Genomic DNA, 14884 nt, shown 5'->3' on the forward strand with positions numbered 1-14884 from the left:
CAGGTGCCACCGACGCGCGACGGGACGACCCGGCATACGGTGAATGGATGGACTACCGATACCTCGGCAACAGCGGGCTCAAGATCTCCGAGATCACCTACGGCAACTGGCTCACCCACGGCTCCCAGGTCGAGAACGACCTGGCGACCCAGTGCGTGCGTGCGGCGCTCGACGCCGGCATCAGCACCTTCGACACCGCCGACGTCTACGCGAACACCAAGGCGGAGACCGTCCTCGGCGAGGCACTCAAGGGTGAGCGCCGCGAGAGCCTCGAGATCTTCACCAAGGTCTACTGGCCCACCGGGCCGGGCGGCAAGAACGACACCGGCCTGTCCCGCAAGCACGTCATGGAGTCGATCAACGGCTCACTGCAGCGGCTGCAGACCGACTACGTCGACCTCTACCAGGCCCACCGCTACGACACGGAGACCCCGCTCGAGGAGACGATGCAGGCGTTCGCCGACATCGTCCGGCAGGGCAAGGCGCTCTACATCGGCGTCAGCGAGTGGACCGCCGACCAGATCCGCGAGGGTGTGCGGCTGAGCAAGGAGCTCGGCTTCCAGCTCATCTCGAGCCAGCCGCAGTACTCGATGCTGTGGCGCGTCATCGAGGACGAGGTCGTGCCGACGTCTGCCGAGCTCGGGGTGAGCCAGATCGTGTGGAGCCCGATCGCGCAGGGCGTGCTCACCGGCAAGTACCAGCCCGGCCAGGCACCACCCGAGGGCTCGCGCGCGACGGACGAGAAGGGTGGCGCCGACATGATCAAGCGGTTCATGAACGACGACGTCCTCACCCGCGTGCAGGGGCTGAAGCCGGTCGCCGACGAGGCGGGTCTGAGCATGGCCCAGCTCGCCGTCGCGTGGGTGCTCCAGAACGACAACGTCGCGGCGGCCCTCGTCGGCGCCTCGCGGCCCGAGCAGGTGCACGAGAACGTCAAGGCGGCCGGGGTCCGGCTCGAGCCCGAGCTCATGGCCCGCATCGACGAGGTCCTCGGTGACGTCATCGAGCGCGACCCGGCCAAGACGGCGGAGAACGCCCCGAAGCAGCGCGTCGCCTGACGCCGCTGGGCGCTCGCCTGACCGCGGTCGGCGGGGCCGGGCACGTGACGCGAAAGGAGTCCGCGTCAGGTGACGCGGACCCGCTCGCCGAGCCGGGGCACGACCACCGCTGACGAGAGCTCGTCCCGGATGCGGTCGGCGAGCGCCTCGGCGGACCGTGGCTCACCGTGGGTGACGAACACGGTCTCGGGGTCCTGGGGCAGCTCGTGCAGCCAGACGAGCAGCTCGTCGGCGTCGGCGTGCACCGAGAAGCCCTCGTCGTGCGCGATCTCGGCCCGGACGGGGACGTAGGTGCCGGCGATCTTGACCTCGTGGGCACCGTCGGCCAGGGCACGGCCGCGGGTGCCCACCGCCTGGTAGCCGGTGAGGAGCACGGTGTGCCGCCGGTCGGGGAGCATCGAGCTGAGGTGGTGCACGACGCGGCCGCCGTTGGCCATGCCCGAGGCCGACACGACGATGCTCGGCGTCCGGGGGCGGTTGAGCGCGCGGGACTCGTCGGCGGTGAGCGCCAGCTGCCACCGCGGGAGTGACGCGAGCGTGGTCTCCATGTCCTCGGCCAGCTCCCCGTCGGCGGCCGTGCTGCGGTAGACCTCGAGCACCTTGAGCGCCATCGGGCTGTCGAGGTGGATGGGGACGTCCGGGATGAGCCCCTGCGCGAGCATCCGGCCGAGGGCCTCGAGCACGAGCTCGGTGCGGTCGACGGCGAACGCCGGGATGAGGACCGACCCGCCGCGCTCGACCGTGCGCCTGATGGTGGCCGCCATCTCGTGGTGGTCGAGGTCGGGGAGGGGATGCGTCCGGTCGCCGTAGGTCGACTCGACGACGACGTGCCTCGCCGCCGGCGGCGCCGCTCGCGGCCGCAGGAGAGGGTGGCTCGGCCGTCCGAGGTCGCCGGAGAAGAGCACGGTGGTGTCACCGACGTCGACGAGGGCACTCGCCGAGCCGAGGACGTGCCCGGCCCGCACGAGCGTCAGCAGCCCTCCCGACCTCAGCCGGGTCGGGGAGTCGTATGCCGTGACGGCCAGCGAGGCGATCGCGCGCTCCGCGTCGGCCCCGGTGTAGAGGGGAAGGGGCGGGTCGTGCTTGGAGTAGCCGGAGGTGCGTGCGTACTCCGCCTCCATCTCGAGCAGGTGGGCGCTGTCCCGCAGGACGATCGGGGCGAGGGAGGCCGTGGCCCGGCTGCACCAGGTCGGGCCGGCGAAGCCCTGCCGGACCAGCGCCGGCAGGTAGCCACAGTGGTCGAGGTGCGTGTGGGTGAGCACGACCTCCTCGATGCTCGCCGCGGGCACCCGGAAGGGCTCCCAGTTGAGCCGGCGCCACTGCCGCTCGCCCTGGTAGAGGCCGCAGTCGACGAGGACGCGGCGCCGGTCGTGCTCGACCACCGTCTTGCTGCCGGTGACCGTGCCCGCCGCTCCGAGGAAGGTCAGGACGGCGCTCATGCCACAGGCCCGTCCGCGACCGCCGCATCGGTCTGCGACGGCACGACGACCACGGGGCAGTGGGCGTGGTGGACGACGTGCCGGCTCACCGAGCCGAGGAGCAGGCCCGGGAAGCCGCCGAGACCCCGGCGTCCGACGACGAGCAGCTGCGCGCCGCGAGACGCCTGCACGAGGCTGGTGCCGGCGAGGCCGTGCACGATCGACTCGGTGACCCGCACCTCGGGGTACTCCTCGCGGAAGCCCGCGAGCATCTCGGCGACGACGAGGCGGTGCGACTCGATGATCCGCTCGCGCTCCTCGTCGGGGTCCAGCCTGGCGAGGGACACGTTCCCCTCGTCCCACCACCAGGAGTGCTCGGCGACCAGGGGTGCCTGCCGGCGCTCCGCCTCGGCGAAGGCGAACGTCACTGCCGCTTCGGAGTGTGGGTGGGCGTCGACGCCCACGACGACGGGTCCGGTGGCCGAGCGGTCGGCCGCGAGGGGGACCACCATGACGGGGCACTCGGCGTGCGCCATGACCTTGTCGGCGATGGCCCCGAGGAGCACGGCCTCGGCCTGCCCGAGGCGGCCACCGTCGACGACGACCATCGCGGCCTCGCGACTGGCTGCCACGAGCATCGCCGCAGGGTCGTCGACCTCGGTGGCAGCCGAGACGGTGAGGTCGGGCGCGACGTGGAGGGCCCGTTGGCGGCACCGTTCGGTGTGGGCTGCCACCCGCAGGAGGTGCTCGTCGGTCCACGGGACGATCGTCAGCCCGGTGGCGTGCATGACGCGCAGCGGCCTGTGCCACCTGCGAGCCTGCGCGGCGGCCTCCTCCACCGCTCGTCCTGCGGACTGCCCGTTGTCGACGCCGACGACCACCGGTTGGCCGGACTGCGTGTCGGTCGTGCTCATGACGCTCTCCTTCCGCTCGTCTCCAGCGTCGCCCCCGCTGCGGCGCGGAGGGGAGGGGCCAAGGTCCTTCGGCGACACGGCATACGGGAGGGTTTGGGCCCTTCGGCCCTGTGCGGGTGACAGTCAACGTCGTTGACTGGGGTCACGGACCAGCTCGAGGAGGAGACATGACGCGACGATCGCGACGGACGCGAGTGGCGGCGGGAGCGGTGCTCCTGCTCGTCGGCCTGACTGCCTGCGGTGACGACGGCGACGGCGGGCCGACTCCGTCGGCGACCTCCTCGAGCTCCGCCACCACGACGAGTGCGCCGACGGCCACGCCCTCGACGAGCGCTCCCAACACCGGCACCCCGACGCCGAGCACGACCACCACCGGGTCGACGCTGCGCAGCATCCCGGTCTACTACGTCGGCGAGTCCCGCCGGGCCGTCCGGCTGTTCCGCGAGTTCCGGAGCGTCCCCGACACCGGCGGTCCGGTCGCGTCGGCGGTGGATGCGATGACGCGACTGGCTCCGCTCGACCGGGACTACTCCTCACCATGGCGGCCGGCTCGACGGGTCGCGGTGTCGCAGACGGGATCTGCGCTCACGGTGGACCTCTCGGGCGACGCGTTCTCCAACACCTCGGTCGGTAGCGAGTCCGCAGGGCTCGCGATCCAGCAGCTCGTCCACACCGCCACCGCCGCAGCGGCCCAGAGCGGCAGGCCGGCCACGACCGTGACGATCACGAAGGACGGTCGCGCCGCCGACGTCTGGGGCGTCGTGCGCGTCGGCAGCCCGGTGCGGCGTGCTCCGATGGCGGACGTGCAGGCCCACGCGTGGGTCGTGTCGCCCCAGCAGGGCCAGGCCGTCCGGGCCGGGCGGGTCGCCTTCACCGGCTTCGGGACCTCGTTCGAGGCGACGTTCTCGTGGGTGGTCCGCACCGAGACCGGCACCGTCGTCGCGCGCGGCAGCGCCATGGGTGGCACGGGCACGGGTGGCTTCGGGACGGTGCCCTTCAGCGCAACGCTGACCCGGGGCACCTACGTCGTGACCCTGTCGACGGACGACCCGTCCGGCGGCGCCGAGGGCAGCGGGCCCGCCACGGACGACAAGAGCTTCGTCGTCCGCTGACGCCGGCCCTGCGCCGGCCCTGCGCCGGCCTGCGCCGCCCCGGCGCCGCCCCGGCGCCGGCCCGCGCCGGGCGGCATTGGCGCCGTCGGCGTGCGCGGTGGCACGATCGAGGGCTGACGTCGACGACAGAGGAGGCCGAGATGGCAGAGCGGTTCGGTCGCCCCAGCCCGAGGGCGATGATCTCGATGGCGTGGCACCACCCGATGTCCGCGCTCGCCGCGAAGTCCGCGGCTGCAGCCGGGCTGGCCTTCTGGCTCGGCGGGCTGCTGCCCGGGGACCTGGGCGAGTACCGCTACTACGCGGCCCTCGGGGCCTACACCGTGATGTACCCGTCTGTCTCGGACTCGCTCACCCAGGCCGCGCGGGCCGTGGTCGCCGTGCTGCTCGGCGCCCTGCTGGCGATGGGCCTGCAGCTCACGGCGTGGACGAACCCGATCACCGTGGCCCTCGCGATCGGCCTCGGCGTCCTGGTCGGTGCCTGGCGGTGGCTGCGTGACCAGACGACCTGGGTGCCGGTCGTCGCGCTCTTCGTGCTCGCCGTCGGCGGTCCGCGGCCGGAGGGCTACGTCGAGGCGTACGTCGTCCAGATCGTGCTGGGCGCCCTCGTCGGCGCCGCCGTGAACTTCGTCGCGTTCACCCCCCTGCCGATCCACGAGCTCCAGAAGTCGACGACGGACCTGCGCCGCGAGCTGGCCCGACAGCTGCGTGCCGTGGCCAACGCGCTCGCGGACGACGGCGGCAGCCGCGCCGAGGGCGTGCTCGCCGGCCTGCCCGACGTCAGCCCCGCGCGAGAGCGGGTCCGGCTGGCCATCGCCCAGGCGAGGCGGGCCCGCAAGGGGAACCCGCGAGCCCCGCGCACCGCCCACATCCACCGCGCCCTGTTCGACCTGGGCGAGACCCTGCAGCGCTGCAGCACGAGCGTCGAGTCGATGGCCGTCGTCATCCTCGATCCCAACGCGCAACCGCTGACCGACAACCTCCGCCGCCGCACCGCCGACCTCATGATCGCGCTCGCGACCCTGTTCGAGGAGCTCGAGCACGAGGTGCCCGACGAGCAGCAGGTCGCGGCCGCGCGCGCCAGTGTCGACGGGCTCATCGACGCCGTCGAGAACGAGACCGGTGGCCGTGAGAGCCGCTACGTCGCCGCGGCCGCGGCGGTGTCAGGGCTGCGGTGCCTCGAGGCCTTCGTCACGGCGCAGCGCCGTTCGGGAGCCGACGCGACCGTCGTGCCGGGGCCGCCCCTCCCGTGAGTGGCCATGCAGGCCGCCGTATGCCGCGACCCGAGAATTTGGTGCGTTCGCAAAGTCGCCGTCGCGTCGCCCACAGGGCAGAGTGTGGCGAATGGCGACAGACACCGAGGTCACGGAGTCCGGGGAGACCGAGACGAAGCTCAAGAGGGGCATCACCCCGATGCTGCTCTTCTTCTTCATCGTCGGAGACACCCTCGGGGCAGGCATCTACACGCTCGTCGGGAGCATGGCGAAGGACGTCGGCGGAGCGATCTGGCTCCCGCTCCTGTTCGCGCTCGTGCTTGCACTGCTCACCGCCGGCACCTATGCCGAGCTCATCACGAAGTATCCGCACGCCGGTGGTGCAGCGCGCTACGCCGAGCGGGCGTTCAACAAGCCGTACGCGACCTTCATCATCGGCTGGCTCATGCTGGCGTCGGGGATCACGACCTCCGCGGCCCTGGCCAACGCCTTCGCGGGTGACTACCTCAAGGCCCTCATCGACCTGCCGTCCGTCCCGGTGACCCTGGTCTTCATCGGCCTGCTCGTCGCGATCAACCTGCGCGGTGTGCGCGAGTCGCTCATGGCCAACGTCGGTGCCACCGTCATCGAGATGACCGGCCTGCTCATCATCATCATCGTGGCCGCCATCGTCTTCGGCCGGGGCGACGCGGACCCGGGCCGGCTCACCACGTTCGCCGAGGGAGTCACGCCGATCCAGGGTGCCTTCGCCGCGACCGTCACGGCCTTCTTCTCGTTCCTCGGGTTCGAGGCGGCCGCCAACATGGCCGAGGAGGTCAAGGCGCCGACCAAGGCCTACCCGCGCGCCCTCTTCGGTGCGATCCTCACCGCCGCCGTCATCTACCTCCTCATCGCCCTGGGCGCTGCCGCTGTCGTGCCCACCGACCAGCTGGCCGACTCCGAGGGCCCCCTGCTCGAGGTCATCAAGGCTTCGGCCGTGTCCTTCCCGCCGTGGCTCTTCGGTGCCATCGCCCTCGTCGCGATCGGCAACGGCGCCCTGCTCTTCATGGTCATGGCCAGCCGCGCCACCTACGGCCTGGCCGAGGCCGGCCTGCTCCCGCGGATCTTCGGCGAGGTCGCCTCGACGCGTCGCACCCCGTGGTTCGCCATCCTCGTCGTCGGCGCCATGACGATGGTCATGAGCTTCGTCGGCGACGTGAGCACCCTCGCGGACACCACGGTGCTGCTGCTCGTCCTCGTCTTCATCTCGGCCAACGTCTCGGTGCTCGTCCTCAAGAAGGACGAGGTCAGCCACCCGTACTTCAGGACCCCGTCGATCGTCTCGATCCTCGCGCTGGTCGCGAGCATCGCGCTGCTCACCCAGCAGAGCCTCCAGACGTGGCTGATCAGTGGCGCCTACGTCGTCGTCGGGACCGTGCTCTTCCTCATCGCCCGTGCCCACCGCGGACGCCAGGGAGACCCGGTCGGCGACAGCGACCCGGTGGCCTGATCGCGCGGCTCGCCCGTGGTCGTGCCCGCGCTGTCGTGGGTGACACTGTGCAGATGCGGACCACGGGCGCGCACGTCCTCCTCACCGGCGCAACCGGGACCATCGGAGCGGCTCTCGCGCGCCGACTGGCGGACCGTGGTGCGCGCGTCACCCTCCTGGCCCGCACCCCTGCTCCGCTGGAGGCCCTCGCCCTTGCGACCGGAGGCACCGCCTTCGCGGCGGACCTGTGCGACCCTGCCAGCCTCGAGGGGCTCGTGGCGCGGGTCGAGGCACAGAACGGACCCGTCGACGTCCTGCTCAACAACGCAGGTGCCGAGACCACCGGGCTCCTGACCGACCTCACGGCGGAGCAGCTGCGCCGCACGATCGACCTCAACCTCACGGCGCCCCTCGAGCTGTGTCGACAGGTGATGCCGGGCATGCTCGAGCGCGGCAGCGGGCACCTCGTCAACGTGTCGTCCATGGCCGGCGTGGCGACGTTCCCGGGACTCGCGGTCTACGGCGCCAGCAAGGCCGGCCTGACCCACGCGACGTCGGGCCTGCGGGCGGACCTGCGAGGCAGTGCCGTCGGCACGCTCGCCGTCGAGATCGGCCCGGTCGCCTCCGAGATGATGGACCGGATCGGCCTGTACGGACCCAGCGAGGCGGCCTTCGCCCGGATCCTGCGGGCCAGGCTCCTCACGATGCTCGACCCGGACGACGTCGCGCGGCGGGTCGTGTCGGCCATCGAGCAGGGGCGTGCGCACCTGCGACTGCCGAGGAGGGCCGCGCCACTGGCGGCCGTGACGGGCACTCCCCGGGCGATCGCCCGGATCGCGCTGTCCGGCATCGCGACCCGCCACTCCTCGGACGCCCTCCCGTCGCGGACCACGCGATGAGCAGGCGCCGGACCTCGGTCCGACGCAAGATCGCGGTGGCGACGTGGCGAGCGCCGCGCGACGGCCGTATCTACGCCCGCATGGAGGTCGACGTCAGCGCGGCCCTGGCCTACCTGGAGCGCGTGCGGGCAGAGTCGGGGGAGCGTGTCACGATCACCCACGTCGTCGGTGCGGCGCTGGGACGGGCGCTGCGTGAGGTCCCGGAGATCCGTGCCCGCGTCGTGCTGGGGCGCCTCGTCGACCTCGACACCTGCGACATCGGCTTCGCGGTCGACATCGAGCAGGGGTCGGACCTGGCGCCGGTCAAGGTGCTGGGCGTCGACCGGCTCAGCCCCCTCGAGGTGGCGCGCGCGGTGGGGGCCGGTGCGAACCGGCTGCGGGCCCGCGAGGACGCGGCCTACCGCCGCACCTCCGTCATCGTCAGATGGGCTCCGACCTGGGCGATGCGGCCGGCGCTGGGGTTCGCCAGCCTCGTGGCCGGTGGCTTTGGGCGGTCCGCCCTGGGCCAGCCGGGCTTCCCCCTCGGCACGGCGTTCGTCTCCAACGTGGGCTCGCTCGGTCTCGACGAGGCGTTCCTCGCACCGCTGCCCTTCGCGCGCACCCCGGTCTACCTCTCCATCGGGGCGATCCAGTCCAAGCCGGTCGTCGTGGACGGTGAGGTCGTCGTGCGCCCGGTCGTCGTGCTCGTCGCGACGGCCGACCACCGCATCGTCGACGGCGCCCACGCCGGGCAGCTGGCGGGCATCGTGCGCGACCTCGTGCTGCACCCCGAGCAACTGGACTGAACGCCGCGGACCGCGGCTACCTCGCGGATTCGGGGCGGTCGCGGTCGAGGGCTCGGGCGGCCGCGTTCGCCTCCGCGAGGACGACCCGCTCCGGTATGCCGGTCGCTGCGGCTGCCGCCCGCACGTCCTCGAACTCGGGGGTCGCGTGCACGACCCGTCCGTCTGCGTTGTGGGACAGCTTGATCCGCACGTCGTGCCCTCGCACCGTCACGGTCTCCCACGAGCGGTCGAGGGCGACCCGCGCCACGGAGTGCTCGCGCACACCGAAGGTCGTCGTGTGCTCGAGGACGACCCGGCGCAGCGGCACGCGGTGGGCGTCGTCGCACAGCACGGACAGGGTGTGGGCGGGACGGCCCTTCTTCATGAGGATCGGCGTGAGCCAGGCGTCCGCCGCGCCTGCGTCGAGCAGCGACTCGACGACGCCGGGCCACAGCCGCGGGTCGAGGTCGTCGACGTTGGCCTCGAGCACCCAGAGGGTCTCCACGCTGCCGGTGCTCGAGCCTGCCGGCTCCCCGAGGACGACCCGGGTGACGTTGGCGCGGCCCTCGACGTCCTTGGTCCCGGCACCGGTGCCGGACGCGCTGATGCGCATCGGTGGCAGCGCCTCGCAGGTCTGGGCCAGCGCCCGCACGAGGGCCATCCCGGTCGGGGTGGCGAGCTCGCCGTCACCGACGGCCGCGACCTCCCAGCCGGTGGCCAGCGCGAGCGTCGCGGGCGCCGGGACGCCGACGGCGCCGTGGCTGGTCCGCGCCGTGCCGGAGCCGAGGGCGACGGGTCCGGCCGACACCGACGTCACGCCGAGGAGGTGGAGGGCGGCGGCCACACCCACGACGTCGGCGATGGAGTCCCAGGCCCCGACCTCGTGGAAGTGCACGTCAGCGACAGGCACGCCGTGCACCCCTGCCTCGGCCTCGGCGAGCACCTGGAACACGCGAATCGCACTGTCCTGCACGGGGTCCGGGAGGTCGGCGGAGCCGATCATCGACCGGATGTCGCTCCACCTGCGGTGCGGCTGGTCGGGGGTGAGGACCTCCACATCGACCTTGGCCGCCCGCAGGCCGGCCCGATGGACCTCGGTCACGGTCAGCCGCACGGTCTCCGGGAGGACGGTGTCGACGACCGACTGCACCTCCTCGAGCGAGGCGCCTGCGTCGACGAGCGCGCCGAGCAGCATGTCCCCGGCGACCCCGGCACTGGCATCGATCCAGAGGTGGGCGGTCATGGGTGCACGGTAGTGGCAGGCTCCCGCGAGGTGTCGAAGAGACCGCTCACTGCGGCATACGAGTCGATGAGGGCCGGGATGCGCTGGCGCGCGAGGGCGTATGCCGTCCGGTCGCCTTCCGGGACGACGACGGGGTCACCGGACGCCCGCAGGCCGGGGGAGAGCAGGTCGAGCCCGTGACGCAGTGACGTCGCCCGTCCGACCGCGAGGAGGCCGAGGGCGGCGGCGCCCAGCGCCGACCCCTCCGCACCGCCGGTGACCGTGACGGGGTGCCCGAGGACGCCGGCCGTGACCTCGCGCCACACGCGTGACCGGAAGACGCCACCCGTGGCGCGCACCGACGTGACCGGGGAGATCGCGTCGAGGCCGTCGACGATCGTCCACAGCTGGAGGGCGACGCCCTCGACGACGGCGCGCACGAAGTGGCCGCGGGTGTGCGAGTGGCGGACGCCGAGGATCGCGCCGCTGAGCGAGGGGTCCCACAGCGGGGCGCGCTCGGCGAGGAGGTAGGGCAGCATGACCAGGCCGTCGCTGCCGGCGGGCACGGTGGCAGCGAGCTCGAGGAGTGCGGCGTCGTCGCCGCCGTCGCTGCCGAGGATCTCGCGGGCCCAGCGGATCGCGATCCCGCCGTTGCTGATCGCCCCTCCGACGACCCAGGCGTCGTCGGTGAGGGCGTAGCAGAAAAGCCGTCCACGGGGGTCGGTGACCGGCTCGGGCACGACCATCCGCGCCGCACCGCTCGTGCCGACCGAGAGCCCGACGACACCCGGGTCGAGCGCCCCGGTGCCGAGGTTGCCGAGCGGCCCGTCCGCGGCGCCGACGACGACGGGGAGGGCGGGGGCGAGGCCGAGCCGGGCGGCCACGGCCTTGCTCAGGCCGAGCACCGCCGTGGTCGGCAGGATCGGGGGCAGCTGGTCCTCTCGTATGCCGGCCAGCTCGACCGCACGCGGGTTCCACCTGCGCGTCGTGACGTCGAGCAGGCCGGTGCCGGACGCGCTCGAGAGCTCGGTGACGGAGGTGCCGGTGAGGGCCTGGAGGACGTAGTCCTTGAGGCCGACCCAGGCACGCACCTTCGCGGCGAGGGCGGGCTCGTGGCGGGTGAACCAGAGGAGCTTGGCCAGGGGGCTCATCGGGTGGATCGGAGTGCCGGACGCCGAGTGGAGTGCCTCTGCCTCGTCCGAGGCCCGCAGCTCCGCGGCCTCCGCCACCGCGCGGGAGTCGGCCCAGGTGACGAGAGGGGTGAGGGGCTGCAGGAACTCGTCGAGCCCGATGACGCCGTGCATCGCGGTGCTCACCGAGATGCCGACGACCCGGGCACCGCGCGCGGCGGTGACGACCTCGGCGAGTGCACCCATGACCGCGGCGACGATGGTCGAGGGGTCCTGCACCTGCCAGCCGGGGCGGGGGGCGAGGAGCGGGTACTCGCGCACGACCGTGTGGCGCCAGCCGGACGCCAGGCCGAAGGCCACGGCCTTGGTCCCCGTCGTGCCGACGTCGAGGCCGATGACGACCTCGGCCGGGGGATAGGGACTCGTGGACATGGTCAGGACACCTGGACCTCGGTGCCGCCCTGCGACCACTGCGTGTGGAAGGCGCCGGGCCGGTCGGTGCGACCGTAGGTGTGCGCGCCGAAGTTGTCGCGCAGCCCTTGGACGAGGGCGGCGGGGAGGCGCTCGGCACGGACGGTGTCGTAGTAGGCGAGGGCGCTCGAGAACCCGGGGACCGGGACGCCGGCCGTCGTGGCGAGACCGATGACGCGGCGCCACCCGTCCTGGCGCTCGGTGAGGCCGGTGACGATGCTCGGTGCGACGAGCAGGGTGGCGAGGCCCCCCGCGGCGTACTCGTCGCTGATCTGGCTCAGGAGCCGGGCTCGGATGATGCAGCCGCCGCGCCAGATCCGGGCGACGGTGGCGACGTCGACGTCCCAGCCGTACTCCTCGCTGGCGGCGCGGATCTGCTCCAGGCCCTGGGCGTAGGCGACGACCTTGCTCGCCCACAGGGCGTGGCGGACGTCGTCCACGAGGCGCTGCCGGTCGACGTCGTCGAGGTCGCCGAGCTCGCGCGACGGGCCGGTGAGCGCACCCACGGAGGCCGCGCGGATCGCGGTGTCGCCGGAGGCCGCCCGGGCGAAGACGGACTCGGCGATCGTGGACACCGGCACGCCGAGCTCGAGCCCGGACTGCACGGTCCAGCGGCCGGTGCCCTTCTGCTCCGCGGCGTCGACGATGACGTCGACGAGGGCCTTGCCGGTGGCCGGGTCGACCTGGTCGAGCACCTCGGCCGTGATCTCGACGAGGAAGGAGTCGAGCTCGCCGGCGTTCCACTCGCGGAAGACGTCCGCGGCCTCGGCGGCGGAGAAGCCCGCCGCGGACAGCACGTCGTAGGCCTCGGCGATGAACTGCATGTCGGCGTACTCGATGCCGTTGTGGACCATCTTGACGAAGTGGCCGGCGCCGTCGGGGCCCATCCAGGCGCAGCACGGCTCACCGTCGACGCGGGCGGCGATCGACTCGAGGATCGGTCCGAGCGCGGCATACGACTCGGGAGAGCCGCCCGGCATGATCGACGGGCCGGTGAGCGCGCCCACCTCGCCGCCGGAGATGCCGGTGCCGACGAAGTGGAGGCCGAGGTCGCGCAGCCGCGCCTCGCGGCGGCGGGTGTCGGCGAACTGGGCGTTGCCGCCGTCGACGACGATGTCGCCCTCCTCGAGCAGTGGGACGAGCTCGTCGATGACGGCGTCGGTGCCTGCTCCGGCCTTGACCATGATGATGACGCGGCGCGGCCGCTCCAGCGAGGCGACGAGCTCCTCGAGCGTCTCGGCTCCCACGAAGGCGCCGTCGACGGCATACGACTCGAGGTGGGCGAGCGTGCGGGCGTGGGTGCGGTTGAACACGGCGACGGTGTGACCGTGCCGGGCGAGGTTGCGGGCGAGGTTGCTGCCCATGACGGCGAGTCCGATGACGGCGATCTGGGCGAGTCCGGGTGCGGGTGCGGTGGTCATGGCTCAGGCGTCCTTGTTCCAGCGGCGGCGCAGCGCGAACGCTGCGGACTTGGGGCGGCGGTCGCGGGTGAACGCGCCCTTCTTGTTGCCGTCGACGCGCATGATCCCGGAGGTCGTGGCGAAGTCGGCGAAGTTCCAGACGTGCTCACCGACGACGGCGTCGACGGAGTCGAAGACCCGGTGGTTCATGTCGAGGTAGTCGACCTGGTACTCCTCGCTCCACGGCTGCGGCGTGAGCGAGTGGTTGCCCGACAGGGTGTCGGCGCCGTACTCGGTGATGACGATCGGCTTGCCCTCGGTCGCCCAGCCCTGCAGCTCCTCGGTCCAGGCGATCTCCGCGCCGGCGAGGTCACCGGTGTTGACGTACCAGCCGTAGTAGCGGTTGAGCATGAGCACGTCGGCGAACTGCGAGACCCGGCACGTGCCGTGGGGCGCGAGCATGACGTTGACGAAGCCGACGGGGCGCGTCGGGTCCGCGTCGCGGGCGACGTCGAAGAGCGGGCGGAAGTAGTCCTCGGCGCCCTGGGTGTCGGACTCGGGCTCGTTGGCGATCGACCAGAGAACGACGCTCGGGTGGTTCTTGTCGCGGGCGACGAGCTCGCGGATGGCCTGGGCGTGGACCTCACGGGAGGCGTCGTTGATGGTGTCCGGGGAGAAGGTCGTGTAGCCCTGCCCGCCGAAGATGCCGCCGCCGAGGCCCATGTTGAGGCCCACCGCGGCGGTCTCGTCGATGACGACGATCCCGTGCCTGTCGGCGTAGTCGAGGACGTCCTCGCTGTAGGGGTAGTGCGACGTGCGGAACGAGTTCGCGCCGATCCAGTCGAGCAGCTCGAAGTCGTTGACCAAGTGGGCGTTGTTGTGCGCCTTGCCGATGACTGCGTGGTCCTCGTGCATGCCGAAGCCGGTGAAGTAGAACGGCTCGCCGTTGACGAGGAACTCGGTGCCCCTCACCTCGACGGTGCGGACGCCGACGTGCTGGTGGATCGAGTCGCGCACGGCGCCGCCGTCGTCGACGAGCCGGACCTCGAGGTCGTAGAGGTAGCCGTCCCCGGGTGCCCACAGGTGCACGTCCGGCACCTCGAGCGTGCCGGAGGCGCCCGACCCCTCGGCGACGGTCTCGCCGGTGGCGTCGCGGAGGACGACCTCCACGTCGAGCCCGTCGTGGTCGACGGCCTCCGCGGACCACTGCACCGAGCCCGTGCTCCCGGAGAAGCCGGTGACGACGGTGAGGTCCTCGAGCCGGGCCTGCGGCGTCGCTGAGAGCCACACCGAGCGGTGGAGGCCGGCGTAGTTGAAGAAGTCGTGCCAGTAGATCTGGGTGGCGCCGCTCGGCCGCTGCTCGATGACACCCGGCGGGATGCTCTGGAAGCTCAGCGTGTTGTTGACCAGTGCGGTGACGAGCACCTCCTCGCCGGGGGTGACGAACTCGGTGATGTCGGCCTCGAACGGCGTGTAGCCGCCCTCGTGGCTCACGACCTCGTGCTCGCCGACCCACACCGTCGCGCGGTGGGTGGCCGACTCGAAGTGCAGGACGACGCGCTGGCCGTCCCACCCGCGGGGGACCCGCACGGTGCGCTGGTACCAGATGTCGCCGAAGTAGTCGCGGACCTCGGCGTCGGCCGTGAGGTCGTTGAAGCTGGCGGGCACGGCCATGTCACGCGCGTCGGTGAGCGGGACGGCATCCCAACGCTTTTCGCGACCCAAGGACTCGGAGTCGAGACGGAACGACCAGATCCCGTCGAGGTTCTTGCGCTCGCGGGTGCTCGTGTCCTGGGGTCGCAGCATGAGAGGCCTTT

The 14884-nt window shown here is 72.4% G+C and carries 12 protein-coding genes; 6 read left to right on the plus strand and 6 right to left on the minus strand.

Features of this window, described 5'->3' with window-relative positions; genetic code table 11:
* Positions 1-47: 47 nt before the first annotated feature.
* Positions 48-1058 carry an aldo/keto reductase family protein gene (locus LL946_RS09390; protein WP_404379977.1) on the plus strand — a complete coding sequence of 337 codons (1011 nt, stop codon included), beginning with the start codon at positions 48-50 and terminating at the stop codon, positions 1056-1058.
* Positions 1059-1123: 65 nt separating this feature from the next.
* Here the strand turns inward: LL946_RS09390 and LL946_RS09395 are convergent, their stop codons facing one another.
* Both LL946_RS09395 and LL946_RS09400 read right to left on the minus strand, forming a co-directional pair.
* On the minus strand, positions 1124-2497 hold the full coding sequence (locus LL946_RS09395; protein WP_404379979.1) for an MBL fold metallo-hydrolase RNA specificity domain-containing protein: 1374 nt from the start codon (positions 2495-2497) through the stop codon (positions 1124-1126).
* Positions 2494-3390, minus strand: a complete 897-nt coding sequence (locus tag LL946_RS09400; protein WP_404379981.1) for a universal stress protein — start codon at positions 3388-3390, stop codon at positions 2494-2496. The genes LL946_RS09395 and LL946_RS09400 overlap by 4 nt, the downstream gene beginning before the upstream one ends.
* 167 nt (positions 3391-3557) lie before the next feature.
* Here LL946_RS09400 and LL946_RS09405 point away from each other — a divergent pair, with 167 nt between their 5' ends.
* From LL946_RS09405 to LL946_RS09425, 5 genes are all read left to right on the plus strand, one after another.
* A complete protein-coding gene (locus LL946_RS09405; RefSeq protein WP_404379983.1) occupies positions 3558-4502 on the plus strand; it encodes a Gmad2 immunoglobulin-like domain-containing protein in 945 nt (314 codons plus the stop codon).
* A gap of 140 nt (positions 4503-4642) precedes the next feature.
* Positions 4643-5752: an aromatic acid exporter family protein gene (locus LL946_RS09410; RefSeq protein WP_404379985.1), complete on the plus strand. Its 1110-nt coding sequence runs from the start codon at positions 4643-4645 to the stop codon at positions 5750-5752.
* Between the two features lie 91 nt (positions 5753-5843).
* Positions 5844-7202 carry an APC family permease gene (locus LL946_RS09415; protein WP_404379987.1) on the plus strand — a complete coding sequence of 453 codons (1359 nt, stop codon included), beginning with the start codon at positions 5844-5846 and terminating at the stop codon, positions 7200-7202.
* A gap of 53 nt (positions 7203-7255) precedes the next feature.
* Positions 7256-8080 (plus strand): SDR family NAD(P)-dependent oxidoreductase, encoded by an 825-nt coding sequence (locus LL946_RS09420; RefSeq protein WP_404379989.1) that lies wholly within the window; start codon positions 7256-7258, stop codon positions 8078-8080.
* Positions 8077-8865: a 2-oxo acid dehydrogenase subunit E2 gene (locus LL946_RS09425; RefSeq protein ID WP_404379991.1), complete on the plus strand. Its 789-nt coding sequence runs from the start codon at positions 8077-8079 to the stop codon at positions 8863-8865. Before LL946_RS09420 ends, LL946_RS09425 begins: the two co-directional genes overlap by 4 nt.
* Positions 8866-8881: 16 nt before the next feature.
* Here LL946_RS09425 and larC read toward each other — a convergent pair whose 3' ends face one another.
* Genes larC through uidA form a run of 4 tightly spaced genes read right to left on the minus strand, consistent with a single transcriptional unit; the run spans position 8882 to position 14873 of the window.
* Positions 8882-10087, minus strand: a complete 1206-nt coding sequence (gene larC / locus LL946_RS09430; RefSeq protein WP_404379992.1) for a nickel pincer cofactor biosynthesis protein LarC — start codon at positions 10085-10087, stop codon at positions 8882-8884.
* Positions 10084-11628 (minus strand): gluconokinase, encoded by a 1545-nt coding sequence (locus LL946_RS09435; RefSeq protein ID WP_404379994.1) that lies wholly within the window; start codon positions 11626-11628, stop codon positions 10084-10086. The genes larC and LL946_RS09435 overlap by 4 nt, the downstream gene beginning before the upstream one ends.
* Positions 11629-11630: 2 nt before the next feature.
* Positions 11631-13088 carry an NADP-dependent phosphogluconate dehydrogenase gene (gene gndA, locus LL946_RS09440; RefSeq protein ID WP_404379996.1) on the minus strand — a complete coding sequence of 486 codons (1458 nt, stop codon included), beginning with the start codon at positions 13086-13088 and terminating at the stop codon, positions 11631-11633.
* Positions 13089-13091: 3 nt separating this feature from the next.
* Positions 13092-14873 carry a beta-glucuronidase gene (gene uidA / locus LL946_RS09445; protein WP_404379998.1) on the minus strand — a complete coding sequence of 594 codons (1782 nt, stop codon included), beginning with the start codon at positions 14871-14873 and terminating at the stop codon, positions 13092-13094.
* Between the last annotated feature and the right edge of the window lie 11 nt (positions 14874-14884).

Origin of the sequence: Knoellia locipacati, from assembly GCF_044791685.1 — a bacterium.
Classification (GTDB): Bacteria; Actinomycetota; Actinomycetes; order Actinomycetales; family Dermatophilaceae; genus Knoellia; species Knoellia locipacati_A.